This is a genomic window from Empedobacter falsenii (genome assembly GCF_013488205.1).
Classification (GTDB): domain Bacteria; phylum Bacteroidota; class Bacteroidia; order Flavobacteriales; family Weeksellaceae; genus Empedobacter; species Empedobacter falsenii_C.
In genome coordinates, this window is record NZ_CP040908.1 from 460125 (window position 1) to 486484 (window position 26360).

Sequence of the window (26360 nt, forward strand, 5' to 3'; positions counted from 1 at the left end):
AATGTCAGGTATCATTGGTAAAAAAATCGCGATGACTAGCTTATTTGATGAGAACGGGAAAAATATTCCTGTGACAATCGTAGAGGCTGGGCCATGTGTGGTTACTCAAGTCAGAACCGTAGAGAAAGATGGGTACGTTGCTGCTCAACTTGGTTTCGATGACGCAAAAGAAAAAAACACGACTAATGCTTTAAAAGGTCACTTTAAAAAAGCAGGAACTACTCCAAAGAGAAAGTTAGTTGAGTTTTACGGAGAAGAATTCGTAAACTCTTTAACTCTAGGAGGAGAAGTTAACGTTGAGTTATTCAACGAAGGAGAATTTGTAAGTGTTACAGGTACTTCAAAAGGAAAAGGTTTCCAAGGTGTTGTTAAACGTCATGGTTTCGGTGGGGTAGGTCAAGCTACACACGGTCAACATAACCGTTTAAGAGCTCCAGGTTCTATCGGTGCTGGTTCAGATCCATCTCGTGTATTCAAAGGAATGCGTATGGCTGGAAGAATGGGTGGTAAACAAGTTACTGTTCAGAACTTAAAAGTACTTAAAGTGGATACTGAGAAAAATCTTTTAATTGTTAAAGGTGCTATCCCAGGTCCTAAAAATTCATACGTAATCGTTAGAAGATGGAAGTAGTAGTATTAAACATCAAAGGTCAAGAAACTGGAAGAACAGTATCTTTAGACGAGGCAGTTTTCGGAATTGAGCCTTCTACACACACAGTGTACTTAGAAGTTAAACAATATTTAGCAGCTCAACGCCAAGGAACGCACAAAGCAAAAGAAAGAGCTGAGATTGCGGGATCAACTCGTAAAATCAAAAAGCAAAAAGGAACAGGTACAGCTCGTGCTGGTTCTATCAAATCTCCAGTGTTTAGAGGAGGAGGTAGAGTTTTCGGACCACGTCCAAGAAACTACTCTTTCAAATTAAACAAAGCACAAAAGAGATTAGCTAAAAAATCAGTTTTATCACAAAAATTAGCTGAGAATGAAATCAAAGTTGTTGAAAACTTTTCTTTCGAAGCACCAAGAACTAAAGAGTTCAAAACTGTTTTAACTGATTTAGGATTAGAGAACACAAAATCATTATTCGTATTAGGTGAATCTAATAGCAATGTATATTTATCTTCTCGTAACTTACAAAAAGTTAAAGTTGTTACAACTGAGGAATTAAATGTATTTGATTTAATCAATGCTTCTCAAATCGTATTTTTAGAAGGTTCTTTAGCAACAGTTCAAGAAAATTTAACAAAATAAGACGAAGAAAATGGGAATCATAATTAAACCAGTAATTTCAGAAAAAGCAACTAATAACAGTGAGTTGTTAGGGCAATATTCGTTTTATGTAGACACAAAAGCTAACAAAATTCAAATTAAAGAAGCTGTAGAAAAAACTTACGGTGTATCTGTAGTTTCTGTTAGTACTTTAGTATCTGCTCCAAAAGTAAAAACTCGTTACACAAAAACAGGTTTTCAAACTGGAAAAACAAATAAGTTGAAAAAAGCGATCGTTAGCTTAGCTGAAGGTCAAGAAATAGAGTTGTTCGGATAATTTAAGAATTAAAAAATGTCAGTAAGAAAATTAAAACCTATCACCCCGGGACAACGTTTTAGAGTGGTTAATGAATTTGCGGCAGTAGATAAAAATGCTAAGCCAGAAAAGACATTAGTTGAAGGAAAATCTAAATCGGGTGGACGTAACAACACTGGTAAAATGACAATGCGTTATATCGGTGGTGGACACAAACAAAAATATCGTATCATCGACTTCAAACGTGATAAAGAAGGTGCTGCAACTGTAGAATCTGTACAATACGATCCAAACAGAACTGCATTCATCGCTTTATTATCTTACGAAGATGGTGAAAAACGTTACATTATTGCTCAAAATGGTTTGAAAGCTGGACAAGTAATTGTTTCAGGAGAAAACGTAGAACCAGAAGTAGGTAATGCTATGAAGCTTAAAAACATGCCATTAGGTACAGTAATCTCTTGTATTGAGTTACGTCCAGGGCAAGGAGCAGTTATGGCAAGAAGTGCAGGTACTTATGCTCAATTAGTTGCGCGTGATGGTAAATATGCTATCGTTAAGTTACCAAGTGGTGAATCAAGAATGATTTTAGTGGAGTGTAAAGCAACAGTAGGTGTTGTTTCTAACACAGACCATCAGTTAGAAGTTTCTGGTAAAGCTGGTCGTTCTAGATGGCAAGGTCGTCGTCCAAGAACTCGTCCAATGGTTATGAACCCTGTAGATCACCCAATGGGTGGTGGTGAAGGTCGTGCGACAGGAGGTATCCCTCGTTCTCGTAACGGTATTCCAGCGAAAGGTTACAAAACTCGTGACAAGAAGAAAGCGTCTAACAAATATATTGTTGAAAGAAGAAAAAAATAATTTATGGCACGTTCATTAAAAAAAGGACCATTCATCCACTATAAATTAGAAAAGAAAGTTCTTGCTAACGTAGAAAGCGGTAGCAAAAACGTGATCAAAACATGGTCAAGAGCATCAATGATTTCTCCTGATTTTGTTGGTCAAACAATCGCAGTACACAACGGAAAGCAATTTATTCCTGTTTATGTTACTGAGAATATGGTAGGTCATAAATTAGGTGAGTTCGCTCCTACACGTACTTTTAGAGGTCATGCCGGAGCTAAAAACAAAGGAAAAAAATAGTAAAGGGCCATGGGATCTAGAAAAAGATTAAGTAACGAAAGAATCAAAGAAGCTAACAAGCAGGTAGCTTTTGCGAAATTAAATAATGTTCCTACTTCTCCTCGTAAGATGAGATTAGTAGTAGATATTATCCGTGGAGTTGAAATTCAAAAAGCTTTAGGTATTTTAAAATATACTAAAAACCACGCTTCAATCCGTTTAGAAAAATTGTTATTAAGCGCTATCGCTAACTGGCAAATCAAAAACGAAGGAGCTGATGTTGAAGAAGCTGGATTATATGTAAAAGAAATCTCTGTTGATAGTGCACGTCAATTAAAAAGAATTCGTACTGCACCTCAAGGTAGAGCACATAGAATCAGAAAACGTTCAAACCATGTAACTTTGGTTTTAGGAACTAAAGAAGATAAACAAAAAGTACAAGATTAAGAATATGGGACAAAAAACTAATCCAATCGGAAATCGTTTAGGAATCATCAGAGGATGGGATTCTAACTGGTACGGTGGAAATGATTACGGTGATAAAATTGCAGAAGATGCAAAAATTCGTACTTATTTAAGAGCACGTTTGTCTAAAGCCGGAGTTTCTCGTATTTACATCGATCGTACTTTAAAATTGGTTACAGTTACTGTAACTACTGCTCGTCCAGGTATCATTATTGGTAAAGGTGGACAAGAAGTTGACAAATTAAAAGAAGAGTTAAAGAAAATCACTGGTAAAGAGGTTCAAATTAATATCTTCGAAATTAAGAGACCAGAATTAGATGCAATCTTAGTAGGTGATAGTATCGCTCGTCAAATTGAGAATCGTATTTCTTACCGTCGTGCTATTAAAATGGCAATTCAATCAGCAATGAGAATGAACGCAGAAGGAATCAAAGTTCAAATCTCTGGTCGTTTAAACGGTGCAGAGATGGCACGTTCTGAAACTTATAAAGAAGGACGTATTCCTTTGTCTACATTCCGTGCAGACATTGATTACCACATTTCAGAAGCTCATACAACTTACGGTCGTTTAGGGATCAAAGTATGGATCATGAAAGGTGAGGTATATGGTAAGAGAGAATTATCTCCATTAGTTGGATTACAGAAAAAACAAAAAAAATCTGAAAACAACAGAAAAGGAGGTGAAAGATCTAATAATAGAAAGCGATAATTTAGTTTAACAACTAACATAAAGAATTAAGTAGATATGTTATCACCGAGAAGAGTAAAGTTTAGAAAAACCCAAAAAGGTAAGATGAAAGGTGTTTCTCACAGAGGAACTCAATTAGCTTACGGGACTTTCGGGATCAAATCTTTAGACGAAGCGTTTATTACAGCACGTCAAATCGAGGCAGCTCGTATTGCTGCAACTCGTTTCATGAAGAGAGAGGGTCAATTATGGATTAAAATATTTCCAGATAAACCAATTACTAAGAAACCAGCAGAGGTACGTATGGGTAAAGGTAAAGGTGCACCAGAATATTGGGTAGCTCCTGTACAACCAGGTCGTATCTTATTCGAAGTAGGAGGTGTGCCAGTAGAGGTTGCAACTGAAGCATTGCGTTTAGCAGCTCAGAAGTTACCTGTTAAGACTAAGTTTATCGTTGCACGTGATTTCCAAAATTAATAATTTCAAAAATTAAGAAAAAATGAAAGCAGCAGATATTAGAAATCTAAGTGTTGAAGAGTTACAAGCTAAAATAGCTGAAGAACAAGCGAACTACGATCAATTAAAATTGACAAACGCTATTTCTCCTGTAGCAAATCCAATCGGTATTAGAGACTTACGCAGAACAATTGCTCGTTTGAATACCGTGTTAAACGAAAAACAATCATAACAGTAATCTGTAACTGATGGAAAGAAAATTAAGAAAAGAAAGAGTAGGTTTAGTTACATCAAACAAAATGGAAAAAACCATTGTTGTAGCTGAAACTAAGAAGCAAAAGCACCCATTCTATGGGAAATTCGTTTTAAAAACGAAGAAATATACAGCGCACGACGAAAATAACGAGTGTAACGAAGGTGACACAGTGCGTATCATGGAGACTCGTCCTTTGTCTAAAAACAAAAGATGGAGATTAGTAGAAATCATTGAAAGAGCTAAATAAGATAAGTTATGTTACAACAAGAATCTAGATTAAAAGTTGCAGATAACACAGGAGCTCGTGAAGCATTAGTAATCCGCGTTTTAGGTGGTACTAAAAGAAGATACGCATCAGTAGGTGACAAAATCGTAGTTGCGATCAAAGAAGCTACACCTTCAGGAAACGTTAAAAAAGGTGCTGTATCAAAAGCTGTTGTAGTTAGAACTAAAAAAGAAGTTCGTAGAAAAGACGGTTCATATATCCGTTTCGACGATAATGCATGTGTATTATTGAACACTCAAGGAGAAATGCGTGGTACTCGTGTATTCGGTCCAGTTGCTCGTGAGTTACGTGATAAAGAATATATGAAAATTGTATCATTAGCCCCAGAGGTATTATAATAGAACAACATGGCAAAGTTAAAAATTAAAAAAGGAGACAAAGTAGTCGTTTTATCAGGATCTAACAAAGGTCAAATTGGTACTGTGTTACGCGTATTCCCTGACAAAGCTAAAGCTATCGTTGAAGGGGTTAATATTGCAAAAAAACGTGTAAAGCCAAGCGCACAAAATCCACAAGGTGGAGTTGTTGAAAAAGAAGCTCAAATCTATTTATGTAAATTGGCTTTAGTAGATCCAGAAACTGGGAAAGCAACGAAAGTAGCGATCAAAGAAGAAGGAGGGAAAAAAGTAAGAATTGCTAAAAAATCAGGAAAAGCTATCTAAGATGAGTACAACAACATACACACCTCGTCCGCAGGTTAAATATAAAGAAGAGATTGTAGCTGCTCTTAAAGAAGAGTTCGGATACAAATCTATTATGCAAGTTCCTAAATTAGAGAAAATTGTTTTATCTCAAGGTTTAGGTGCGGCTACAGCTGACAAAAAAATCGTTGATTACGCTATCGAAGAGTTAGAATTAATCACTGGTCAAAAAGCAGTAGGAACAATTTCTAAGAAAGATGAAGCAGCTTTCAAATTACGTAAAGGAATGCCAATTGGGGCTAAAGTAACTTTACGTGGTGAGAAAATGTACGAATTCTTAGATCGTTTAGTATCTTCAGCTTTACCACGTGTACGTGATTTTAGCGGTATTTCTTCTACAGGTTTCGACGGTAGAGGTAACTATAACTTAGGTATCAAAGAGCAAATTATCTTCCCAGAAATTAATATTGATAAAATCAAGAAAATTCAAGGTTTAGATATTACCTTTGTAACTTCAGCGAACACAGATAAAGAAGCGAAAGCTTTATTATCTAAATTCGGATTACCATTTACTAAAGAAAAATAAGAAGTCATGGCTAAAGAATCAATGAAAGCGCGTGAGCGCAAAAGAGAAGCATTAGTTGCTAAATATGCTGCGAAACGTCAAGCTTTATTAGAAGCTGGTGACTACGAAGCATTACAAAAATTACCTAAAAACGCTTCTCCTGTACGTTTACACAACCGTTGTAAATTAACAGGTCGTCCAAGAGGATACATGAGAACTTTCGGGATCTCTCGTGTAACTTTCCGCGAAATGGCGAACGAAGGGTTAATCCCAGGTGTTAAAAAAGCGTCTTGGTAATTTACCAATAGCTTTAGAAATATTAAATCCTTACTCTTTATTGAGTAAGGATTTTTTTTGTGTATTAATACATGCTTTAGCTATATTTACACAACGTATTATCAGACTAAATATATTTATGGGACCACTATTTGTCATCCTATTTCATTTGATTTTCATCTTTATTGTAGCAAGTATTTTAGCTTTTGTATTTACAATATTTAGTGCATTTTTTAAGAATAAGAAAAAACGAAAAATTGTATTTGCTCTTTTATCGCCTTTTGTATTTTGTTACAGTCTCTATTTTTTTGCACTTATAGGTAGCGGAATTGTTTCGGCAATCAAAGATGTTGATGTGGGAATTGGAGATTATTGGTCTGTTCCACTGAATGACAATGTAAAATTAAGTTTTATAGATTCTTCTGACAATTGTTTCTTAGAGACTGATCAGGAACAATTACCAAATGTTAAAAAAATTCAGCAAATCCAAAATGACTATTATATCAAAACAAGTGATAATAGTTATTTACTCAAAAATGATTCAGATGATTTTGTTGAAACAATTATTCCTTCAGAAGTAAAGTTATTGGATAGTTGGGATTTCTATTTTAAAAAGAAATATGAAATTGCTGGAGGTTTATTAGTATTCTTTGGTATAGTTTCCTTGGCTTTATCTTGTTTTATCGTCTATTTACTAAAAATAATTGTGATTGGACGTAACGTTTCTAAATCATAATTTTAGATGATTATTTCTAAATTGATTTTAAAAATGAGTTTTGAATAAATTTTTTATCAAATGAATTTCAATAATAACTCATCAAACAAGCTTTTTGACTACGGCTTAGCGCTTTAAAAATAAATTATTTAGATTAATAGTTTGTAATTAAAAAATATGCAATATATTTGCAACCCAAATGCATAGTGCATTTTGGTAAAAGTTTAATTTTAAAAGTAGTGCTTACGCGCTATACTATAGAATTATTTATGTATACAGATCCAATTTCAGATTTTCTAACTCGCGTTAGAAATGCAATGATGGCAGGACACAAAGTAGTGGAAATCCCTGCATCTAAAATTAAAAAAGAGATCACTAAGATCTTATTTGAACAAGGTTACATCTTGAACTACAAATTCGAAGGACAAGATCAACCTCAAGGAACAATCAAAATCGCTTTAAAGTACGACAAAGTTACTAAAGAGCCAGCTATCCGTAAAATCAAAAGAGCTTCAACTCCAGGTTTACGTCAATACGCAGGATCTAAAGAATTACCTCGTGTATTAAACGGTTTAGGTGTTGCTATCATCTCAACTTCTAAAGGTGTGATGACAGACAAACAAGCTCGTCAAGAGAATGTAGGTGGTGAAGTTTTATGTTTTGTTTATTAATCTTTTAAAAAATTAAGAAATTATGTCAAGAATAGGACACGCACATATCAACATCCCTGCTGCAGCAACTGTTGAATTTAAAGATAACGTAGTTACTGTAAAAGGTAGCAACATTACAATGACAAGAGAGTTAAAAGAAGGATTTGATGTAACAATCGAAGACGGAGTTTTAACTGTAGTTCGTCCAAACGATTCTAAAGATAACAAAGCTTTACATGGTTTATACCGTTCATTAATCAATAACATGATTACTGGTGTAACAGAAGGTTTCAAAAAACAATTAGAATTAGTTGGTGTTGGTTATAGAGCATCTAACAACGGACAAAAATTAGATTTGTCATTAGGTTTCTCTCACAATATCGTTATTGAATTACCTACAGAAATTAAAGTTGAAACTTTAACAGAAAAAGGTAAAAACCCTATTATTACATTATCATCTCATGATAATCAATTATTAGGAATGATCGTAGCGAAAATTCGTTCTTACCGTAAGCCAGAGCCTTACAAAGGAAAAGGAATTAAATACGTAGGAGAAATTATTAGAAGAAAAGCAGGTAAATCTGCATAAAAATCATTGAAAAATGGCATTATCTAAAGTAGAAAAAAGACAAAAAATAAAAAGACGCGTGCGTCGAAATATTTTTGGAACAGAAACTAAACCTCGTTTATCAGTTTACCGTTCTAACAAAGAAATTTACGCTCAAATTATTGACGATAACAATGGAGTAACTTTAGCTTCTGCATCATCTCGTGAAAAAGGTGTTGCTGTAGAAGGTACAAAATCTGAAGTTTCTGCATCAGTTGGTAAAGCATTAGCTGCTAAAGCTGTTGCAAAAGGAATTGAAACTGTAGTTTTTGATCGTAACGGTTTCGTGTATCATGGTAGAATCAAAGCTTTAGCTGAAGGAGCTAGAGAAGGTGGATTAAAATTCTAAAAAAGAGAAAGAAATTATGTTAGGATTTAAAAACGTAGAAAGAGTAAAACCAACAGGTTTAGATTTAAAAGATCGTTTAGTTGGAGTACAACGTGTTACTAAAGTAACAAAAGGAGGTAGAGCATTTGGTTTCTCTGCAATCGTAGTAGTAGGTGACGGAAACGGAGTAGTAGGTTACGGATTAGGGAAATCTAAAGACGTAGCTTCTGCAATCGCTAAAGCTATCGAAGATGCTAAGAAAAACTTAGTACGTATCCCATTATTTAACAACACAATTCCTCACGAACAAGAAGCTCGTTTCGGTGGTGCGCAAGTATTCATCCGTCCAGCATCTAAAGGTACAGGGGTAATTGCAGGTGGTACAGTACGTGCGGTATTAGAATCAGTTGGTGTACATGATGTATTATCAAAATCAAAAGGTTCTTCTAACCCTCACAACGCAGTAAAAGCTACATTCCGTGCTTTATTAAGCTTACGTTCTGTAGAAACTATTGCTCGTCAAAGAGGTATTTCTGTAACTAAAGTATTCAACGGTTAAAAAAAAGTAAAATGAGCAAAGTAAGAGTAAAACAAACACGTAGTGCAATCAACCGTGATAAATCTCAAAAAGCTACATTAGTTGCTTTAGGTTTGAAAAAGTTGAATCAAGTTGTTGAGCACGAATCAACTCCTCAAATTGAAGGAATGATCCGTAAAATCTCACACTTAGTAGTAGTAGAAAGAGCTTAATCGCTTTTAACCTTTTAAAAATTATTAAAAATGAATTTAAGTAATTTAAAACCAGCTGCTGGTTCAGTACAAAATAAATTCCGTAAAGGTAGAGGTGAAGGTAGTGGAAACGGTTTGACAGCAGGTCGTGGACACAAAGGTGCTAAATCTCGTTCTGGTTATTCAAGAAAAATCGGTTTCGAAGGTGGACAAATGCCTTTACAAAGACGTTTACCTAAATTTGGTTTCAAAAACATCAACAGAGTTGAGTACACTGGAATCAATTTAGATACAATTCAACAATTAGTTGATAACAACAAAATTACAGATACTTTAAACAAAGAAACATTAGTTCAGTTAGGATTAGCTCACAAAAATGACTTAGTGAAAATTTTAGGTCGTGGAGAGTTAAAAGCAACTGTTAATGTTACTGCTGATAAATTCACTCAAACAGCTCAAGAAGCTATTGTGAATGCAGGAGGTAAAGTAGAATTAGTTAACGCTTAAGAATATATTTTATAGATGAAAGGGTTTATACAGACCATAAAAAATATCTGGAGCATAAAAGAATTGAAGGATAAGTTACTTGTAACTATCCTTCTATTGTTGGTTTATAGATTCGGTTCTCATATTCCACTTCCAGGTGTCGATATTAACGAGGTTAATCGTTTTGTTGCAGACCAAGAAAATGCAAATTCAGGAATTTTAGGATTATTAAACTCTTTTACCGGAGGTTCTTTTAAGAGAGCTTCCGTATTTGCGTTAGGAATTATGCCTTATATCTCTGCTTCGATTGTTATACAATTGATGGGATTAGCAGTACCTTACATCCAAAAACTACAAAAAGAAGGAGAAAGCGGACGTAACAAAGTAAATCAAATTACGAGATGGTTGACAATCGGGATTTGTTTAGTGCAAGCACCAGCATACCTTACATTGGTAACTTCTCAAATTTTACCTTACGATCCAACTTCATCATATGCTATCTATGTAATTCCTCCAACCAACTTTTGGTTCTGGTTCCCTTCAACAATCATTTTGATTACAGGGACAATCTTTGCCATGTGGATGGGAGAAAAAATTACTGACAAAGGTATAGGTAACGGTATTTCAATCTTAATTATGGTTGGTATCCTAGCCGACTTACCAAAAGCAATATTTAATGCATTTGAAGTAGACCCTTCAAACGGTATTTTCTTCTTGATAGAAATGTTAGGGTTAATCCTAGTTATTGCAATGTGTATTATGATTGTTGCAGCGGTGCGTAAAGTACCAGTACAATATGTAAGAAGAGCGCAAACTTCAAGTAGCTCATATATGAGATCAGTTACAGACTCTGTACGTTCATATATTCCACTTAAAGTAAATGCAGCAGGTGTAATGCCTATTATCTTCGCACAAGCAATTATGTTTTTACCAGGAACATTGGCAAACTATTTCCTAGACGAAGGAAGTCCAGTAAAAGCATTCTTCGCGAAAATGGCAGATCCATTTACGTGGGAATACAATTTGATCTTCGGATTACTAATTATTATCTTCACCTATTTCTATACTGCGATTACAATCCCAGTAAACCAAATGGCAGAAGATCTTAAACGTAACGGAGGAATCATCCCTGGAATCCGTCCTGGAAAAGAAACTGCAAATTTTTTAGACGAAATTTTATCAAAAATTACGTTACCTGGAGCAATTTTACTAACTTTGCTTGCTGTTTTGCCAGCGATTGTAAAATTATTAGGTGTAGAACAGAGCTTAGCAATGTTCTTTGGAGGTACATCAATGTTAATTATGGTGGGAGTTATCTTAGATACTGTACAACAAATTAATACATATTTATTAAATCACCGTTACGATGGTTTAATGTCTTCAGGTAGAACTTCAAGAGATATCTAATAAGATTTTATTAAAAAGATTTATGGCTAAACAAAAACATATTGAACAAGACGGTACGATTACAGAAGCATTATCTAATGCAATGTTCCGTGTCGAATTAGAAAATGGACATGTTGTAACATGTAACATATCTGGTAAAATGCGTATGCACTATATCAAATTATTACCAGGTGATAGAGTTAAAATAGAGATGTCTCCTTACGATTTAACGAAAGGTAGAATATCTTACAGATACTAAAAGAAATAATAACGACTGGTGATAGAGTTAATGTAGATACGTTAACTCTATCGGATTATAAATAAATTTACAAAGATGAAAATTAGAGCATCCATTAAAAAGAGAAGTGCTGACTGTAAAATTGTGCGTCGTAAAGGACGTTTGTATGTGATCAACAAAAAGAATCCTAAGTTTAAACAAAGACAAGGTTAATTATTTAGAATTATGGCAAGAATTTCAGGTGTAGATTTACCTAAAAACAAAAGAGGGGTAATCGGACTTACATACATTTACGGGATCGGAAGAAGCAGTGCTTCTAAAATCTTAGCTGAAAATAACATTTCAGAAGATACAAAAGTTAGCGAATGGACTGATGAAGAAATCAACGCAATCCGTGCATCGATCAATGAAACTTTCAAAGTAGAAGGTGAATTAAGATCAGAAATCCAATTAAACATCAAACGTTTAATGGATATCGGATGTCAAAGAGGTATTCGTCACAGATTAGGTTTACCATTACGTGGTCAAAGAACAAAAAATAACTCACGTACAAGAAAAGGTAAAAAGAAAACAGTTGCTAACAAGAAAAAAGCCACTAAATAATAAATAGGATCATGGCAAAAAATCAGAAAGTAGTAAAGAAAAGAAAAGTAGTTATTGAAGCTACTGGACAAGCTCATATTCAAGCATCGTTTAACAACGTTATCGTTACTTTAACTAACAAAAACGGTGAAGTTATCTCTTGGTCTTCAGCAGGTAAAATGGGATTCCGTGGATCTAAAAAGAACACTCCTTACGCTGCTCAAGTAGCTGCTCAAGATGCAACAACAGTTGCATACGAAGCAGGATTAAGAAGAGTAAAAGTATTCGTGAAAGGACCAGGTCAAGGTCGTGAATCTGCTATTAGAACAATTCATAACGGTGGTATCGAGGTTTCTGAAATCGTTGATGTTACTCCATTACCACACAATGGATGTCGTCCACCTAAAAAGAGAAGAGTATAATCATTTTTCTCAATTTAATTATTTAATATATTTAATAGTAACAAATCATGGCAAGATATACAGGACCAAAAACTAAAATTGCAAGAAAATTTGGACAACCAATTTTCGGTGACGATAAATCTTTTGAGAAAAAGAAATATCCTCCAGGGCAACACGGACCTAACAAAAGAAGAGCTAAAAAATCAGAATACGCTATTCAGTTAACTGAAAAACAAAAAGCAAAATATACTTACGGTATTTTAGAGCGTCAATTTGCTAACTTATACAAAAAAGCAAATGCTTCTAAAGGAATTACAGGTGAAGTATTATTACAATTATGTGAATCTCGTTTAGATAACGTAGTTTACCGTTTAGGTATCGCAAACTCACGTAGTGCTGCACGTCAATTAGTATCTCACAAACACGTAACTGTAAACGGAGAAATCGTGAACATCCCTTCTTACCAATTAAAAGCTGGTGATGTAATCGCTGTTAGAGAAAAATCTAAATCTTTAACTGCAATCACAAACTCTTTACACGCACGTAGCGAGTACGATTGGTTAATTTGGAACGACGAACAAAAATCAGGAACTTTCACAAAAGCTCCAGAAAGAGTTCAAATTCCAGAAGATATTAAAGAGCAATTAATCGTCGAGTTATATTCTAAATAAACCTTAAAATCAGACTAATAAAATGACTATTTTAAATTTCATCAAACCTGACAAAGTAATCTTAGTAGAGTCTGACTCTAAATTCGGACAATTCGAGTTCCGTCCATTAGAACCAGGATACGGGATTACAGTTGGAAATGCTCTACGTAGAGTGTTACTTTCTTCATTAGAAGGATATGCGATCACTTCAATCAAAATTGAAGGTGTTGAGCACGAATTTTCAACTATTCCAGGAGTAGTGGAAGATGTTACAGAGATCATTTTAAATCTGAAAAAGGTTCGTTTTAAGAAACAAATTGATGAATCAGATGCTGAAACTGTAACTGCTACTATCTCAGGGCAAGATCAATTAACAGCAGGTGATTTAGGGAAATTTATTTCTGGATTCCAAGTTTTAAACCCTGAATTAGTTATCGCTAACTTAGACGCTAAAGTAAACGTAACAATTACATTTACAATCGAAAAAGGTAGAGGATACGTACCAGCTGATGAGAATAAAAAGGCTTCTGCGCCAATCGGTACTATAGCAATTGACTCAATTTACACTCCAATTAAGAATGTAAAATACGCAATTGAAAACTATCGTGTAGAACAAAAAACTGACTACGAAAAATTAGTTTTTGAAATTACAACAGATGGTTCTATAACACCTCAAGATGCTTTAACTGAAGCAGCTAAAATCTTAATTCACCACTTTATGTTATTCTCAGATGAGAGAATTACATTAGAAGCGGAAGAAGTTGCATCTGGTGAAACTTATGATGAAGAAGCATTACATATGCGCCAATTATTGAAAACAAAATTGGTAGATATGGATTTATCAGTAAGAGCATTAAATTGTTTAAAAGCAGCTGAAGTTGAAACATTAGGCGAATTAGTTTCTTTCGCTAAGTCTGACTTAATGAAATTCAGAAACTTTGGTAAGAAATCTCTTACAGAGTTAGAAGAATTGGTGGACAGCAAAGGTCTTAACTTTGGAATGGACATCGCAAAATATAAGTTAGACGTAGAATAATTTTATTAAAAAATGAGACACGGAAAAAAATTTAACCATTTAGGTAGAACTGCCTCTCATAGAAGAGCTTTATTATCTAATTTAGCTATAGCGTTGATTACTCACAAGAGAATTAACACAACAGTAGCAAAGGCTAAAGCATTACAAACATATGTTGAGCCTTTATTGACAAAGTCTAAAACAGACGATACTAACAACCGTCGCGTTGTATTTTCATACTTACAAGATAAAGAAGCTGTAACTGAATTATTCAGAACTGTAGCTCCTAAAATTGCAAATCGTCCAGGAGGATACACTCGTATCATCAAAACTGGATTCCGTTTAGGTGACGGTGCTGATACTGCAATGATCGAGTTAGTAGATTTCAATGATATCTACACTAACGCGAAAGTAGAGAAAAAAGCAACTACACGTCGTAGTAAAAAAAGTACTAAAACAGAAGAAGCTGCACCAGCTGCTGAAACTGAAAGTACAGAAGAAGCATAATCTATTCGATTATATAGTAAAAAGCCTCCCAAATTGGGAGGCTTTTTTGTGGATTTTATCTTACAAGATTATTTATTTTGAATAGCTCATTTAGCTTGAAAATACGTTTATTATTCACTCAAGCTACTTTCTACATTATTAGTTGATTTATTTTGAATAATATTTTTATGTATTGATAAATTAGAGTTTCTCTTGTCACTCTAAACTCGTTTCAGAATATCATTTTCTTGAGAGGATGATGGGTGTTTTGTTTTCAGTTTGTCTTTCCGGGCTTGTCGAGGATCTATAAAAAAAAAGCCACTCTGAAGAGTGGCTTTGATATTTGTCCGTTTTAAGTTGATTAAAACTTATATCTTAATGTAGTCATCAATTGTCTTGGAGCAATTGGGTTTACACTATAATTTTCGTGAACATTGTAATTCAACTCATTTGTAATATTAGATAATCTACATAATAATGAAAAGTTTTTCCATTTGTAGCCAGCCGATACATCAATCGTTGTGTAAGCTGATAATGGAATTTCTCTATCCAAAATTCCATTTGGTTGAGAAGGATCAATTTGGTTATTCCAACCTCCAATACGTTTACCAATATAGTTTGCGAGCGCACCGATAGAAAAGCCTTTCAATGCTCCATTTTGCAATGTGTAATGAAAACTTAAGTTTGCAGTATTTGCAGGAGTTCTTGTTAATCGATCACCTTCTACAAAACTACCTTTCAAACCAGATGTTTTTGTATAGCGCATATCATTGTAGCTATATCCGGCCATAATATTCAATCCAATAATTGGATGTGCAGTTACATCAACTTCGATTCCTTTACTTTTTGTAGCGCCACTAAGCACTTTTATTGTTGAATCTGTGTTTGGCGTTCCATCAGCTTTAAATTCTGCTGTTTGAGCTAAATTATTATTTTTGATTTGATACAAAGTAACATTTGTAGATAACAATCCTCTAAAGAAATCATTTTTGATACCAACTTCATATTGATCGATAATTGATGGTTTGATTGCTTTTAAATCTACTGTTGTACCAGAGTTTGGTGTGAATGAATTTGAGTAACTAGCAAAAATCGCCATATCTTTGATTGGTTGAAAAACGATACCAACTTTTGGCGAAAATGCTTCATCAACACGTTTTCCATCTTTTTTTACATCAACGGGAGTTTTCGTTAAATCTCTTGTTGTCACTTGAGCTTCTTGCCAAGACCAACGCAAACCAGCCAATACTTTTAATTGATCAGTCAAAGAAATTAAATCTTGAAAATAAACTCCAAAACGTCCTGTTTTAGTTGAAGCTATTTTTGTGTTTTTTGCCATTGGAATTGCACCTCCTTGATCAAAATTTTCAAAGTCAAATATATTTCCACTTCCATAATTCTTTTGATCAAATACATAAGTGAAAGCTTTACTACTAGAATAATCAAAATCAACACCTGTTAATAACTGATGTTTTATTTTTCCTGTATTGAAATTTCCTTGTAAATTAAGTTGCTCACCGTACAATTGTTCTTGGTTTTTGTTTTGACCTAATGGTCTTGACCAATTTCCTTTTGCATCTGGTTGAATACGTTCCGTTCCTTTTGATTCTCTATCATATTGTTGAAAAGAGCTATTGAAATTAAGCTGCCAATCTTTGTTGAAATTATGCTTAACCAAAGCACTTGTACTGGCTTGTTTCGTTTTACCATTAGACCAAGTTGCGCCTAAATACATACTTCTAGGTAAATCAACAATTTCTTTTCCAATAATTGCCGTTCCAAAATCTGGCGTCCAATCATCATTTAAATAATCTGCTTGCAAAACAAGTTCAGTTTTATCTGTAATTTTGAATAAAAAAGATGGGTTAACATAAAAACGTTCTCTTTTTACATCATTTCTAAAACTCTCAGAATTTTCGTAAGATCCAGTAAAACGATACGCAATACTATTATTGATTGGTCCATAAATATCTAAAGATGGTTTGTAAAAAGCATTACTTCCCGCTTGCATACTGATTTCTCCACCAAAATTAAACTTTGGTTTTTTTGTAACCATATTCAAAATTCCACCTGGTGCAACATTACCATAAAGTAAAGCCGCTCCACCTTTCAAAACTTCAACTCTTTCTAAAGATGAAACTTCTGGAATTGACCCATTATTGAATCTGAATCCATTTTTGAACATGTTATTGCTCGACATATCATAACCTCGTGACCAAAATGATTCTTGAGCCGCTCCACGCGCAGAACCAACATAAACACCATTGACGTTTTTCACAACATCACTCAGTTTTATTGATTGTTGTTGTTCTATAACTTGATTGTCAATAATCTGGAAACTTTGCGGTAAATCAATTCCTTTTACATTCAAACCAGATAAAATACTTTCTTGTTTTTTATTCGGAGATTCAACTATTTTAATGACAACTTCGCTAAGTGTAGTAATGTTTTCGTTCAATGTAAATGAAATTTCGCTTACTTCATTTATGTGAACTTCAATAGATTTTGTTTGTTTTTTTAGTCCTTCCCCTTCTAAAGTTATAGAATGTTGACCCTCTGGAAATTTCTCGAAACGAAATTCTCCATTTTCATCTGTAATTGTAGTATTTGTGGATTTCCCAATTTTGATTGTAATTCCGGAAACTGGATATCCATCAGATGAAACAATTTTTCCTTCTACGATTCCGTAGTTTTGCGCAAATGTGCAAATAGAAGTTAGCAGAAAAAGTAACAGTAGTTTTAATTTAATTTTCATTCTATATTTTATTTAGATTAGATAAAAATAATTTCGACAAATGTAAACTTTTGAAAGAATTATTCAAACTTATTTAGATTAATTAATAATAACATATAAGTAATTTAAAATCAAGCGTATATGTATTTTTAATTTATTTGAAAATTTATTTTTTTGTTTGAATGATTTGTTTTTTGATAAAATGAGTCAGATTATTTGTCAAATTGTTAATAAAATCTAAATTTTCTTAAACTAAGATTCTTTTCATTTATCTAATTTTCTAGATATGATTGTTTTAAAATCTTAATGTTAAAAAATCAACTAAAATCCTTATTTTTGGATTGATTTTGGCAATAAACCAATTATCAAACATAAAATTGATATGAAAAAATTACTATTCATGATGGCTGTCGCAATGGCAGTTGTTTCATGTAAAAAAGATGATAAAGTCGTAGGAAAAGATAAAGACGGAAAAGAATTAATTGTGAACGAAAAAGGTGATACAGTTGCCAAAACGGAAACAACAGATTCTTTGAAAGTCGCTGAAAAGCCTGCTGAGCCAGAAGTTGTAGCAATAACAAAAGGTGCAGATGACAAATATGCATACAAATACAATTTAGAGATAGGAAAGACTTATCCAATGACGTTGGGAATTAAAACAACTCACACGGCTTCGGATGGGAAAGAATCTCAGAAAATGTCAAGCGAAAGTAAAAAACAAATTGATTATACGGTAAAAGATTTCAAAGATGGTGTGTATACATTAGAAGTGAAATCTAAACAATATAGCGAGAAAATGACAGATCCATCTGGAAAATCAATTTCGTATGATACAAATGCTGCGAAACCTGCGAACAAAGATATTGCGGTTTCTTGGTCGATTTACAAAGCGATGACAGGGAAAACGTATACAATGAAAGTTGATCAGAAAGGAAAAGTTGTAAGCGTTGATGGATTAGAAGGAATCAAAACTTCAATTCTTAATTCTGTGAAGAAACAAGTTTCTGCAGAAGAGTTCAAATTCTTTACGCAGATTATTGATAATTCATTAAACAAACAAGCAATTTCTTCTCAATTTGAAGAAACAATGAATATTTTCCCTAACAAAACTTTAGCGCTTAAAGAATCTTGGAGCGATAGTCAAAAAATTGACCAAGGTCCAATGAAAGGAAATATTTCAATGAAGAGAACTTTAGCAAGTGTTGAGCCTGTAAATACGACAATTACTGTAAATGGAACGCAAAGTTTGAAAGGTAATGAGTCGCAACAAGGTGTTACAATGTCTGCGAATAGTAGTGCGAATGTAGATGGAAAAATTTTGTTGGATACTAAATCTGGTTGGATCAACAAAGTTAATTTAACGAAAAAGGAAACATTAAAACGTACAGTGGAAGCGCAAGGTCAAAAACAAACGATGACTGAGTCGGTTACAACTGTCACAACAGTTAACTAAAATGAAAACAATTCTTTGGGTTCTAGTTTTAAGTATTATTTTCTTAACTATTTTTAGATTTTTAAGAAAAGTATTTGCTGTAAAAAAAGTTTTTCAAGAAGCAATTAATCAGCAAAGAAACGCTTATAATGAAAGCCAAAACTCAAATGATTCGTATAACGAATCGAAACCAAACACATCTTTCGACAAACCGAAATATAATATAGACGCCGAAACGGTGGATTACGAAATAATCGAAGAAAAAAAGGATGAAAAATAAAAAGAATTTACTCTACGTTCTTATCTCATTGCTGCTTTTTGTAGTGATTGCATTGGTGTATTGTTCACCAGTTTTATCGGGAAAATCTGTTATTCAGCCTGATATTATCAACTACAAAGGTAGTGCGCAAGAAATGTTAACGTATCAAGACAAAACAGGCGAAAATGTCTATTGGTCTGATGCGATGTTTGGTGGAATGCCAACCTATCAAACTGGTGCGAAATATAGTTTTGATATCATCAAAACCATTGATGGCGCATTCAGATTTTTACCGCGTCCCGCAGATTACATTTTCTTGTTATTTACAGGATTTTTTATACTTGGCTTAACGCTTTTCAAAAAGTGGCAATACGCTTTAGTCGGTGCAATTTTCTTTGCATTTGGTTCGTATTATTTCGAATTAATTGCAGCCGGACATAACGGAAAGCTACATACAATTGGGTATTTCGCGCCTTTGGTTGCCGGAATTCTTCTATTGTATCGCAAAAAATACATTGCAGGTTTTGTACTCACAACCTTGTTTATGGGATTGCAATTACAAGCCAATCACATTCAAATGACGTTCTATTTGTTTTTAGCGATGTTGGTTTTTGTAATCGTTCAATTCATCGATAGTTTAAAGAAAAAAGAATTACCAGATTTCTTAAAATCATCTGCATTAGTAATTGTCGCTGTAATTATTGCAGCAGGATTGAATGCAAATCGATTATTGTCAACTTACGAATACAGTAAAGAAACGACACGTGGAAAGTCTGAAATGACGTTGTTGAAAAAGAATTCGAATGGATTAGATCACGATTATATCACACAATGGAGTTATGGGAAATTAGAAACACTAAATCTTTTTATTCCAAATTTGATGGGAGGTGGTTCGCAAACGAATCCAGAAGATTTAAAGAATTATACATCCGAATTACAAAATGCACAGTATAGCCTTGGTGAAGATGAGTTCAATCAGCAGGTTTTTCAAGCTGTGGCAAGTCAGCCTAGAAGTACATATTGGGGAGATCAGCCAGGAACTTCTGGACCCGCTTATCAGGGAGCTGTAGTTGTTTTCTTGTTTATTATCGGAATGTTTATGGTGCGTGGAAAATACGTAACCTATAAAAAATGGTTAGTTGGAGCAACGATTTTAAGTTTCATTTTAGCTTGGGGTAAAAATTTACCTTTCGTTACCAACTTATTCATCGACTATTTCCCTATGTACGATAAATTCCGTGCCGTATCATCAATCTTGGTGATTGCCGAATTTACAATGCCTTTCTTAGCAATTTTGACTTTATATTATTTCTTTAATTCTGACGAATCAGATGAATTCAAAAAGAAAGTACTTTATATAGCTGGTGGTTCTACAGTCGGAATTCTAATTATTTTCTTCTTATTCGGTGGAATGATTTTTCCATTTACATCAGAGAATGAAAAATTAATGACTGAACAATTAATCGGACAAATTCAGCAAGCAAATCCAAATGCAATCGGACTTTGGGATGGATTAATAAAACGATTAGATGAAGCATTAATTCAAGATAGAATTTCTATGTTTAAAGCGGATACAGTTCGCACATTGATTTTTGTTTTGTTCACAATGGCTTTGTTGTTGGCTTATTTATTCAAGTTTATCAAAAAACCAATTATCGTCATTTTAGCGATTGGTGCATTGGCTTTTATTGACGGATTTACGGTGAATAAAAGATATTTGAACGAAGATAATTTTGTATCTAAATACATTGTTGATAATCCTTTCCCAACTGAAATGTCGCCTCGTTTACAAACTGAAGCAGAGAACAACAATAATGTAGCGCAAATTGCTTACAAAGTTCCATTGAATAATTTATTATTAAATATTTCAAAACAAGATAAATCACATTTCCGTGTGTACAATACGGTTTTGAGTACATTTAATGAAGCTGGAACTTCATATTTTGTTCCTTCAATTGGTGGTTATCATGCGGCGAAATTAGGAAAATACCAAGATGTTGTGGATATCTATTTTTCTCAAGATCCGCAATTGAAAAAATATGGAATCAAAGATGAAACAGGTTTGATTAATGTATTGAATATGATGAATACGAAATACATTATTCATGGAAGTCCAACGGAGCCGCAAGTACAGCAAAATCCTACAGCTTTGGGAAGTGCGTGGTTAGCCTCAAATATTAAATGGACAGAAAATGCAAATGATGAAATTTTAGCGATAAATTCTACACCAGTTGATCATACGGTTATTTTACGTAAAGATTTGGTTGAGAATAAAAACTTAAATGTTTCGGCAGATGCTAATTCTAAAATTGAATTGGTTGATTATTCACCGATGAAAATGACGTATAAATCTTCTTCTAACGCAGATCAAATTGCTGTTTTCTCAGAAGTTTATTATCCGCACGGTTGGATTGCAACGGTTGATGGAAAAGAAGTTCCGATCGAAAAAGCGAATTATGTTTTGCGTGCAGTTCCTGTACAGAAAGGAAATCACACAATCGTGATGGAATTTAAACCACAAGTTATTTCTACTGGAAATATGATTGTGATTGTTTCGAATATTTTACTTTTAATCGTTGTGGCTGGAGGTATTTATTTGGGATATAAAAAATGTTCTACAAAAGAGAATTTAAACTTAGCCGCTGAAAAGGCTTAATTTTAGAATGAAAAAAATATTAATCATCACCTATTACTGGCCTCCTGCGGGAGGTCCTGGTGTTCAAAGATGGTTGAAATTCACAAAATATCTTCCTGAATTTGGATATGAAACCTACGTTTATATTCCAGAAAATCCTTCTTATCCAATTCTCGACGAAACTTTAGCGAAGGACATTAATCCAAAAGTTAAAATCGTCAAGAATAAAATTTGGGAACCTTATCAGTTGGCAGAAAAACTGAATCCAAAAAATAAAGCTTACAAAGGTGGACATTTTGAGAAGAAAGAAAATCAATCTTTCATGTCGAGATTGTCGGTTTTTGTGCGTGGAAATTTCTTTATTCCAGATGCGCGCAAGTTTTGGGTAAATCCTTCTGCGGAATATTTGAAAGACTTTTTACAGAAAGAAAATATTGATACGATTGTAACTTCTGGTCCGCCTCATAGTTTACATTTAATCGGTTTGAAATTGAAAAAACAATTACCAAATCTCAAATGGTTGGCAGATTTTCGTGATCCTTGGACGCAAATTAGTTATCATAAAGAATTGAAATTAACTTCTTGGGCAGCTAAAAAACACGAAGATTTAGAGCGTGAAGTGATGCAAAAAGCAGATGTTGTTTTAGCAACTAGTTATGCTGATGGAGAGAATTTTAAGAAGATTGGCGCAAAACATGTAGAAGTAATCACAAATGGTTTTGAAGAAGTAAAACAACAAACAGAAAAAGATCAAAATCACTTTCATTTGATGTATTCTGGAGGTTTGGAAATGCTTCGAAATCCAATTGCTTTGTGGAAAGCTTTAGCCGAAATTAGCAACGAAAATCAATCATTTCGAGAAGATTTTAAACTTAATTTTTATGGTTCTTTGGCTGATGATGTTAAACAAACAATTCTTGAACAAGGTTTACAAAATAACTTGATTGTTCACGGATATGTTTCGCACCAAGAATCGTTACATGCGATTAATTCTGCAAATATTCTGTTGTTAACAAATTTTGATAATGTTGCTTCGAAAGGAATTATTCCAGGGAAATTATTCGAATATATGGCAACTGGAAATCCAATTTTAGCGGTTGGTCCAGCGGATGCTGATGTCAAAAAAATACTTCAAAAAACAAAAGCGGGCGATTATTTTTCTCATCAACAAGTCAATGAAATCAAAACATACATTCTTTCGATTTACAATCAATGGTTGAGAAATCCAAACCAAAAATTTGAAACCAACGAAGCCGAAGTTCAACAATTCAACCGTAAAAATTTAACGAAGAAATTGGTTGAAGTGGTAAGAGGATTATCATAATAAAATGTTATGTTCTAACAATATATAGTAAATATTTCTGTTTAAGGATTATATAATTATTAAATGATAATCAATGAAGAGATATTTACTTATTATATTTTTATTTTTTAACATAATCCAATCTTTTGCACAACTTGATACAAAACATTGGTTTGCTCCAATGGTTGATAGAACTGGAAATCCATATCCAAGTCAAAGAATATATTTATCTACGAATAGAACAACGCCTTTTGAGGTTAAAATCTATAACAATAATTTGGTTGTAGGTAATGTAACAATAAGTAAAGGAAATCCTGGTTATTTTGTAATCCCACGAAACTTGATAATTACTTCAGATGTGGCTGATTTATATAAACCCGTTAAGATGGGATTGTATTTAGAAGCAGATTACGCTTATTTTGCGAATCTTAGATTTTCTGTTGCCAATCATGCAGAAATTATTACTTCTAAAGGTAGAGCTGGAATAGGAGATTTGTTTTATACAGTTATGGCTCCTATAACAACGTACAATGATATTTTGAACTTTATGACAAGTGTTTTAGCTACAGAGGATAACACTGTTGTGAAAATTTCAAATTTCAATCCTAATATTATTTTTAGTGATGGAGTAAAAAGGAGCGAGTTCAATATTACTTTGAATAAAGGTGAATCCTATATTATTGAAGGTGGCGGAAATTATCAAGTGAATTATGAAGGTTTTATTGGTGCTAAAATTGAATCAGACAAACCTATATCTGTAACAAATGGTAATTTTAATGGACAATATGCTGGTTATTATCCAAATGCATCAGATATATTAATGGATCAAAATGTTCCAGTTCAACAATTGGGAAAAGATTTCGTATTAGTAAAAGGAAATGGAGCTGTTGGACAAAATATGGAAGGAGCAATAGTGGTCGCGACTAAAGATAATACAGAGATTTATGTCAATAATGAATCAGTTCCATTAGTTACTATAAATGAAGGTGAGTATTTTGTAGTTAAAGATTACAAATATATTAATCAAGGGAAAGATCATTATAATTTATTTATTCAAACAACTGAGAAAGCCTATGTTTATCAATTATTAGCTGGATCAGAAAATGCATCAACAGAAGCAACAGGCGGAATGAATTTTATTCCAGCACTTAATTGTTTTCTACCAAAATCAATTGATGAAATAGGTTTGATCGATGAAAATCCAATTCTTTACACGAATAATAATCAAGGAGGAATAACTAAAATACCCACAAAACTTAATTTGATTACTGAAAAAGGAGCTGTAGTTACTGTAAATGGTTCAGTTCCCAATTCAAATTATGGTCCTTTTAATTTGACAGGTACTACAGATTGGGTGACATATGGAATACCTGATGTTAAAGGAAATATTACGATCAAATCAGATAAAGCAATTACAGGAGGAATTACAGCTGGAAGTGATGCTGCTGGATATGGGGGTTTTTTTGCAGGATTACCAACAAAACCAAAAATCGTAGCAGAAGGATGTTTTCCTGATGTAACATTAACAGTAACACCAGATATATACGAAACATATCAATGGTTTGAGGATGGGGTTGCTATTCCAGGAGCAACCGAAGTAACTTTTAAACCAACAAGATTAGGAAATTATTCGGTAGAAGTTACAATAGGTACTTGTCCGCCATTAAAAGACGAATATAAATTAAGAACTTGTCCTGATGAATCAGAATTAGAATTTGAAACATGTGGAGTTGCTCCAATTCATATTACTCCAAAATTTACAAAATCTGCCCAAACGATTAATTTCAATGAAACCAAGATAGTAGAAAATCCTTCAAAAGGAGTCGTTACAATTAACACTGTAAAAGGTATTATTACTTATACGCCAAATAAAGGGCAAAAAGGTTATGATGAATTCAAATATATAATTTATGGATCTGATAAATTTGAGGATAGTGAGATTGTAACAGTTAAAATTTTGATTAATGAACTCATTGTTAATAATGCAACGGTCTATGCGTGTAATGTAAATGGTAAAGGTATTTTTGATCTATCTGATGCAAATGTAACTTCTGATCCAGATGTGACAAAAAATTATTATCCTACGAAAGAAGATGCAGAAAATGAAGTGAATGAAATAATAGATTTTGAGCATTATGAATCTACAAATAAGAAAGTTTATGTAGTTGTCAAAAATAAAACAGGATGTAAAGAAATTGCCGAAATACAATTAGAGTTTTTTCCTTTTCCACAGATTGATTTAACTAAATATCAAACTACATATTGTGGAAGCAAAATGAATATTAAACTTGATGAAATTATCCGACAAATTTTTTCTAACCGAGAATTGTTTACAGTAAAATATTATTTAAATGAGCAAGATGCTTTAGACGGAAATACGAATACAATTTCATCTCAAAATATATTTACTGCTGATACAAAAGTGTACGTAAGAATTGAGACATTGAAAGGTTGTCAACCAGAAATTATTACTTTAGAATTTAAATTCGGTGAAAAAGTAAAACTTAATCAAGAAGTTTTAGATGTAGATGTTTGTGATAACGATTTTGATGGAGTTTATACATTCAATTTGAATGATTATGTTTTAGTAAATTTTGTTAATGATTATAATTACGATTATAAGTTTTTTGAAACCTTCGATGACGCTGAGAATAACATAAATTCAATTAATTCTAATCAAGTTGTAAATAGAAATAAAACTTTTTATGTGAGATTTGAAAAAGCAGGTTTATGTTTTTCTATTGCTGTTATTAATACTTTTGTATCTGTTCCGGAATACTCATCAACGCTAAAAGATGTGAAAATATGTCCTAATACCAAAACTATTTTAGATGCAGGAGATAATTATTTAGATTATAAATGGAGTACAGGTGAAACAACACAGACGATTGAGGTTGGGGTTGGAGATTATTGGGTAGAACTTCTTTCAAAAGAGGGATGTCCATATGTTCACAATGTTAATGTTTCTCATTTTCAATTACCAAATATTGTAATGATAAAAACTGTCAATGGACGTGCAGAAATCATTGTAGAAGGAGGAACACCACCATATAAATACTCATTAAATGGTGTAGATTGGCAAAGTTCGAATGTCTTTGAACCTTTAAAAGAAGGAAATTATACTGTTTATGTAATTTCGGCTGATAATTGTACTCCAGTAACAAAAGATTTTTTTGTAAACTTAATTCCTAATTTTATTTCACCTAATAATGATGGTTATAATGATAGTTGGAGAGCACAATTTTTAGGTTACAAAAATGCAATTGTTCAAATCTTTGATCGATATGGAGCAATTATAAAAGATGAAGTTGTGAATGATGAATATATTTGGGATGGTAAAAAGAATGGTTTTACAGTTCCTTCTGATAGTTATTGGTACAGAATAAAATTGAATGATAAAGAAATTATTACAGGCTATATAACAGTTAAAAATAAATAATTTTT

Annotated in this window: 35 protein-coding genes; 34 read left to right on the forward strand and 1 reads right to left on the reverse strand. The window is 33.2% G+C overall.

The genetic code is table 11. The features are described from left to right. The first annotated feature begins 1 nt into the window (after position 1). The 29 genes from rplC to rplQ all read left to right on the forward strand — a co-directional run bounded on the left by rplC (position 2) and on the right by rplQ (position 14574). Complete coding sequence (gene rplC / locus FH779_RS02170) at positions 2–631, forward strand: 50S ribosomal protein L3 (protein WP_026357390.1); 630 nt, start codon at positions 2–4, stop codon at positions 629–631. Continuing rightward, positions 622–1251 (forward strand): 50S ribosomal protein L4, encoded by a 630-nt coding sequence (rplD, locus tag FH779_RS02175; protein WP_038335460.1) that lies wholly within the window; start codon positions 622–624, stop codon positions 1249–1251. Before rplC ends, rplD begins: the two co-directional genes overlap by 10 nt. A 10-nt stretch (positions 1252–1261) precedes the next feature. Beyond that, positions 1262–1546: a 50S ribosomal protein L23 gene (gene rplW, locus FH779_RS02180; protein ID WP_038335466.1), complete on the forward strand. Its 285-nt coding sequence runs from the start codon at positions 1262–1264 to the stop codon at positions 1544–1546. Positions 1547–1561: 15 nt separating this feature from the next. After that, positions 1562–2386, forward strand: coding sequence for a 50S ribosomal protein L2 (rplB, locus tag FH779_RS02185; protein WP_038335472.1), 825 nt, complete (start codon positions 1562–1564; stop codon positions 2384–2386). Positions 2387–2389: 3 nt separating this feature from the next. Continuing rightward, positions 2390–2668, forward strand: a complete 279-nt coding sequence (rpsS, locus tag FH779_RS02190; protein ID WP_019974202.1) for a 30S ribosomal protein S19 — start codon at positions 2390–2392, stop codon at positions 2666–2668. A 9-nt stretch (positions 2669–2677) separates the two neighbouring features. Continuing rightward, on the forward strand, positions 2678–3094 hold the full coding sequence (gene rplV, locus FH779_RS02195; RefSeq protein WP_019974201.1) for a 50S ribosomal protein L22: 417 nt from the start codon (positions 2678–2680) through the stop codon (positions 3092–3094). A 4-nt stretch (positions 3095–3098) separates the two neighbouring features. After that, positions 3099–3821: a 30S ribosomal protein S3 gene (gene rpsC / locus FH779_RS02200; protein WP_135835269.1), complete on the forward strand. Its 723-nt coding sequence runs from the start codon at positions 3099–3101 to the stop codon at positions 3819–3821. A gap of 36 nt (positions 3822–3857) precedes the next feature. Next, positions 3858–4277, forward strand: a complete 420-nt coding sequence (gene rplP / locus FH779_RS02205; protein ID WP_038335490.1) for a 50S ribosomal protein L16 — start codon at positions 3858–3860, stop codon at positions 4275–4277. Positions 4278–4299: 22 nt separating this feature from the next. After that, complete coding sequence (gene rpmC / locus FH779_RS02210; RefSeq protein WP_180905905.1) at positions 4300–4488, forward strand: 50S ribosomal protein L29; 189 nt, start codon at positions 4300–4302, stop codon at positions 4486–4488. Between the two features lie 16 nt (positions 4489–4504). Then, entirely contained in the window at positions 4505–4759 is a 255-nt protein-coding gene (rpsQ, locus tag FH779_RS02215) for a 30S ribosomal protein S17 (protein WP_019974197.1), read from the forward strand. 8 nt (positions 4760–4767) lie between these two features. After that, positions 4768–5136, forward strand: coding sequence for a 50S ribosomal protein L14 (gene rplN, locus FH779_RS02220; protein WP_019974196.1), 369 nt, complete (start codon positions 4768–4770; stop codon positions 5134–5136). A gap of 9 nt (positions 5137–5145) precedes the next feature. Next, positions 5146–5460 carry a 50S ribosomal protein L24 gene (gene rplX / locus FH779_RS02225; RefSeq protein WP_180905906.1) on the forward strand — a complete coding sequence of 105 codons (315 nt, stop codon included), beginning with the start codon at positions 5146–5148 and terminating at the stop codon, positions 5458–5460. 1 nt (position 5461) lies between these two features. Next, on the forward strand, positions 5462–6025 hold the full coding sequence (gene rplE / locus FH779_RS02230; protein WP_180905907.1) for a 50S ribosomal protein L5: 564 nt from the start codon (positions 5462–5464) through the stop codon (positions 6023–6025). Between the two features lie 6 nt (positions 6026–6031). Next, positions 6032–6301 carry a 30S ribosomal protein S14 gene (gene rpsN / locus FH779_RS02235; protein ID WP_019974193.1) on the forward strand — a complete coding sequence of 90 codons (270 nt, stop codon included), beginning with the start codon at positions 6032–6034 and terminating at the stop codon, positions 6299–6301. 118 nt (positions 6302–6419) lie between these two features. Then, complete coding sequence (locus tag FH779_RS02240) at positions 6420–7016, forward strand: hypothetical protein (RefSeq protein ID WP_180905908.1); 597 nt, start codon at positions 6420–6422, stop codon at positions 7014–7016. 248 nt (positions 7017–7264) lie between these two features. Beyond that, the gene (gene rpsH, locus FH779_RS02245) at positions 7265–7666 is read left to right on the forward strand and encodes a 30S ribosomal protein S8 (protein WP_019974187.1); all 402 of its coding nucleotides are present in this window, start codon (positions 7265–7267) and stop codon (positions 7664–7666) included. Positions 7667–7688: 22 nt separating this feature from the next. Next, positions 7689–8234: a 50S ribosomal protein L6 gene (rplF, locus tag FH779_RS02250; RefSeq protein WP_180905909.1), complete on the forward strand. Its 546-nt coding sequence runs from the start codon at positions 7689–7691 to the stop codon at positions 8232–8234. 13 nt (positions 8235–8247) lie between these two features. Next, entirely contained in the window at positions 8248–8601 is a 354-nt protein-coding gene (rplR, locus tag FH779_RS02255; RefSeq protein WP_180905910.1) for a 50S ribosomal protein L18, read from the forward strand. A gap of 16 nt (positions 8602–8617) precedes the next feature. After that, positions 8618–9139 carry a 30S ribosomal protein S5 gene (rpsE, locus tag FH779_RS02260; RefSeq protein ID WP_114999014.1) on the forward strand — a complete coding sequence of 174 codons (522 nt, stop codon included), beginning with the start codon at positions 8618–8620 and terminating at the stop codon, positions 9137–9139. A gap of 11 nt (positions 9140–9150) precedes the next feature. Beyond that, entirely contained in the window at positions 9151–9330 is a 180-nt protein-coding gene (gene rpmD / locus FH779_RS02265; RefSeq protein WP_038335538.1) for a 50S ribosomal protein L30, read from the forward strand. A gap of 30 nt (positions 9331–9360) precedes the next feature. Continuing rightward, entirely contained in the window at positions 9361–9816 is a 456-nt protein-coding gene (rplO, locus tag FH779_RS02270; protein ID WP_114999016.1) for a 50S ribosomal protein L15, read from the forward strand. Positions 9817–9831: 15 nt separating this feature from the next. Further along, positions 9832–11202: a preprotein translocase subunit SecY gene (gene secY / locus FH779_RS02275; RefSeq protein ID WP_038335544.1), complete on the forward strand. Its 1371-nt coding sequence runs from the start codon at positions 9832–9834 to the stop codon at positions 11200–11202. A 22-nt stretch (positions 11203–11224) separates the two neighbouring features. Further along, positions 11225–11440: a translation initiation factor IF-1 gene (gene infA, locus FH779_RS02280; protein WP_019974180.1), complete on the forward strand. Its 216-nt coding sequence runs from the start codon at positions 11225–11227 to the stop codon at positions 11438–11440. A gap of 75 nt (positions 11441–11515) precedes the next feature. After that, a complete protein-coding gene (gene ykgO, locus FH779_RS02285; RefSeq protein WP_013598490.1) occupies positions 11516–11632 on the forward strand; it encodes a type B 50S ribosomal protein L36 in 117 nt (38 codons plus the stop codon). Positions 11633–11644: 12 nt separating this feature from the next. After that, positions 11645–12022 carry a 30S ribosomal protein S13 gene (gene rpsM / locus FH779_RS02290; RefSeq protein WP_038335547.1) on the forward strand — a complete coding sequence of 126 codons (378 nt, stop codon included), beginning with the start codon at positions 11645–11647 and terminating at the stop codon, positions 12020–12022. Positions 12023–12033: 11 nt separating this feature from the next. Beyond that, the gene (rpsK, locus tag FH779_RS02295) at positions 12034–12423 is read left to right on the forward strand and encodes a 30S ribosomal protein S11 (RefSeq protein WP_019974178.1); all 390 of its coding nucleotides are present in this window, start codon (positions 12034–12036) and stop codon (positions 12421–12423) included. Positions 12424–12470: 47 nt separating this feature from the next. Continuing rightward, positions 12471–13073, forward strand: coding sequence for a 30S ribosomal protein S4 (rpsD, locus tag FH779_RS02300; RefSeq protein WP_114999018.1), 603 nt, complete (start codon positions 12471–12473; stop codon positions 13071–13073). A 22-nt stretch (positions 13074–13095) separates the two neighbouring features. Then, positions 13096–14088 (forward strand): DNA-directed RNA polymerase subunit alpha, encoded by a 993-nt coding sequence (locus FH779_RS02305; RefSeq protein ID WP_114999020.1) that lies wholly within the window; start codon positions 13096–13098, stop codon positions 14086–14088. Positions 14089–14100: 12 nt separating this feature from the next. Continuing rightward, a complete protein-coding gene (rplQ, locus tag FH779_RS02310; protein ID WP_038335555.1) occupies positions 14101–14574 on the forward strand; it encodes a 50S ribosomal protein L17 in 474 nt (157 codons plus the stop codon). 340 nt (positions 14575–14914) lie between these two features. Here the strand turns inward: rplQ and FH779_RS02315 are convergent, their stop codons facing one another. Next, positions 14915–17308: a TonB-dependent receptor gene (locus FH779_RS02315; protein WP_180905911.1), complete on the reverse strand. Its 2394-nt coding sequence runs from the start codon at positions 17306–17308 to the stop codon at positions 14915–14917. Between the two features lie 361 nt (positions 17309–17669). On the opposite strand from FH779_RS02315, the gene FH779_RS02320 reads away from it, so the two are divergent. From FH779_RS02320 to FH779_RS02340, 5 genes are all read left to right on the forward strand, one after another. Then, entirely contained in the window at positions 17670–18740 is a 1071-nt protein-coding gene (locus FH779_RS02320) for a DUF6263 family protein (protein ID WP_244958007.1), read from the forward strand. A gap of 1 nt (position 18741) precedes the next feature. Beyond that, positions 18742–18999 carry a hypothetical protein gene (locus tag FH779_RS02325; protein ID WP_114999023.1) on the forward strand — a complete coding sequence of 86 codons (258 nt, stop codon included), beginning with the start codon at positions 18742–18744 and terminating at the stop codon, positions 18997–18999. Beyond that, positions 18989–21634: a YfhO family protein gene (locus tag FH779_RS02330; RefSeq protein WP_221627895.1), complete on the forward strand. Its 2646-nt coding sequence runs from the start codon at positions 18989–18991 to the stop codon at positions 21632–21634. Before FH779_RS02325 ends, FH779_RS02330 begins: the two co-directional genes overlap by 11 nt. A 7-nt stretch (positions 21635–21641) precedes the next feature. Further along, a complete protein-coding gene (locus FH779_RS02335) occupies positions 21642–22937 on the forward strand; it encodes a glycosyltransferase family 4 protein (protein ID WP_180905912.1) in 1296 nt (431 codons plus the stop codon). Between the two features lie 73 nt (positions 22938–23010). After that, a complete protein-coding gene (locus FH779_RS02340) occupies positions 23011–26355 on the forward strand; it encodes a T9SS type B sorting domain-containing protein (RefSeq protein WP_180905913.1) in 3345 nt (1114 codons plus the stop codon). Positions 26356–26360: the final 5 nt, after the last annotated feature.